This is a genomic window from Okeania sp., assembly GCF_983059655.1.
Genome location: NZ_CEZPJD010001082.1, coordinates 1 through 2,171, shown reverse-complemented (window position 1 = coordinate 2,171; position 2,171 = coordinate 1). Strand labels below are relative to the sequence as shown.

The window sequence follows — 2,171 nt, the reverse complement described above, 5'->3', positions numbered from 1 at the left end:
TTTAGCTATTTGGCCAATCCTGCAATTTGTAAATATACCAGCGCTCATTGCTATATAAAAGGGTTTTAGCACTAAAAAATGTCCTAACCAATTCTTGTAGTGCTATAACTGATTAAGTTTAATTAAATCAAAAAGTATTCTTAATTGCTTGCCAAAGTCCTAAGTTATTCTAATAATATTAGCTGATTTAAGACGCATATTTATCAACAAATCCTTGTAAACCAGAGTTATAACCTTGTCCAACTGCTTGGAATCTCCAATCATTATCTTTGCGATAAAGTCTGCCAAATTCTAGAGCTGTTTCCCGTGAAAAATCTTCTTCTAATTCATATTTAGCTACTTCTTCTTCGGTGGTAATATCATAGATTCTAATAAAAGAATTTCTCACTTGTCCAAAGTTTTGTCTCCTGGCATCTGCTTCATGAATAGTTACGACAAAAATTATTTCTTGAATAGCTCCATCTACTTTTGTTAAATCAATTTCTATAAGTTCATCATCTCCAGAACCTTCTCCTGTTCTACTATCTCCTGAATGTTTAACTGAACTATCTGGTGATATGAGATTATTGTAGAAAACAAAGTATTTTTCTGCTGGAATTTTTCCATTAGCTCCTAACATAAATATAGAGGCATCTAAGTCAAAGTCTGCCCCTGTGTCTGTAGTATTTACATCCCATCCCAAGCCAATACCTGCTTGCTTCAAATTGGGAGATTCTTTGGAAAGATTTACTCTTTCACCTTTGCTGAGATTAATAGACATAATTTTCCTCTTGTGTAATTTTGTTTGCTAATTCTTATTCTACAGGAATATTCAAGAATTTAGAATTTATAATTCAGAATTTAGAATTACCTCTTCTTATAAATAAGAGGACTAGATCGAAGGATTTTTTTTCTTTATGAATGGATAAAAAAGCGGTTGAGGGATGGCGAGATATCTGAGGCATATCCAATGGAGCAAGAGAATAAAAAAAATTCCCTTTTACATCAATCCTATCCGTTTTAAAGGAGAAGTAATTATTCATTATTAATTATTAATTACCTTTCCTACTTTCTGATTAACAAATTGTAAAGTAAAAGCTTCTTTATAGTTAGTATTTGGCTTAATTACTCCAGCTTCTACAACAGTATCAAAGAATGATTTCCATCGTTCATCAGTCATCGCACCAATACCTTTTGTTACAGCATCTCCAGAAATAATAATGCCATATTCTTTCATTTTTTCTAAGCTATAAGCTAATAAGTCATCTGTCATTTCTGGATTATCTTTTTTGATTAATTGATTAGCTGGTTCAGGATTTTCTAAATAACTATACCAACCTTTAATTGAAGCATCAACAAATCTCTGCACTAAATCGGGATTATTCTCTACCATTTTTGTTGTTGTTGCTATAGTAGTAGCATAAGGTTGATAGCCATAATCTGCTAATAACATTACTACAGGTTTAAAGCCTCCTTTTTTCTCAATTGTAAAAGGTTCTGATGTGATATAACCTTGCTGAATTGAATTTTTATCTAATAAAAATGGAGCCACACTATAATTGTAAGGACGTCTCTGGTCATCTGTATAACCATATTTAGATTTAAGAAATTCCCAAAAGGGTTTACCTGGTAAAGATGATGTCAAAATAGGTTTACCTTTGAGTTGTTCTAAGGAGTCATTTCCTACTCCTGGATGAGCAATTAATACTTGGGGATCTTTTTGGAAAATAGCTGCCACTGCAATAGTAGGAATTCCTGCTTCTACGGCACTAATTGCTTCTATACTTAAGCCCATATAAAAGTCAATTGCACCTCCTACTAATAGTTGAGTTCCATTCACCTGAGCATTACCCATTTTAATAGTCACATCTAATCCATAATCTTCATAAATACCTGTAGCAATTGCTTGATAAAAGCCTCCATGTTCGGCTTGAGCATACCAATTAGTTCCATAGGTAACTTTATCAAGATTTTTGTTATTTTTAGCATTAGAATTAGAGTTATCAGGAGTAGCACAACTTGTTAATATGCTGGTACTAATCGCGAGGCTACTATACTGAATAAATTGACGACGATTAATAGAATTCATTTTTTTCATTTATTAGTTAACAATTATTAGTTTTCAGTAGCTGATAGCTTTTTCAGTTATCAGTTATCAGTTATCAGTTATCAGTTATCAGTTATCAGTTATC

At 32.2% G+C, this 2,171-nt stretch carries 2 protein-coding genes; both read right to left on the bottom strand.

Annotated elements, in window-relative coordinates; genetic code table 11:
- Positions 1-187: 187 nt before the first annotated feature.
- A complete protein-coding gene (locus AC3DU7_RS32000) occupies positions 188-760 on the bottom strand; it encodes a TerD family protein (protein WP_488043257.1) in 573 nt (190 codons plus the stop codon).
- Between the two features lie 264 nt (positions 761-1,024).
- The gene (locus tag AC3DU7_RS31995; protein WP_488043256.1) at positions 1,025-2,068 is read right to left on the bottom strand and encodes an ABC transporter substrate-binding protein; all 1,044 of its coding nucleotides are present in this window, start codon (positions 2,066-2,068) and stop codon (positions 1,025-1,027) included.
- Positions 2,069-2,171: the final 103 nt, after the last annotated feature.

Excerpts from the sequence above, each read along its gene's own strand:
- AC3DU7_RS32000 (WP_488043257.1), bottom strand. The coding sequence starts at position 760 with ATGTCTATTAATCTCAGCAAAGGTGAAAGAGTAAATCTTTCCAAAGAA.
- AC3DU7_RS31995 (WP_488043256.1), bottom strand. The coding sequence starts at position 2,068 with ATGAATTCTATTAATCGTCGTCAATTTATTCAGTATAGTAGCCTCGCG.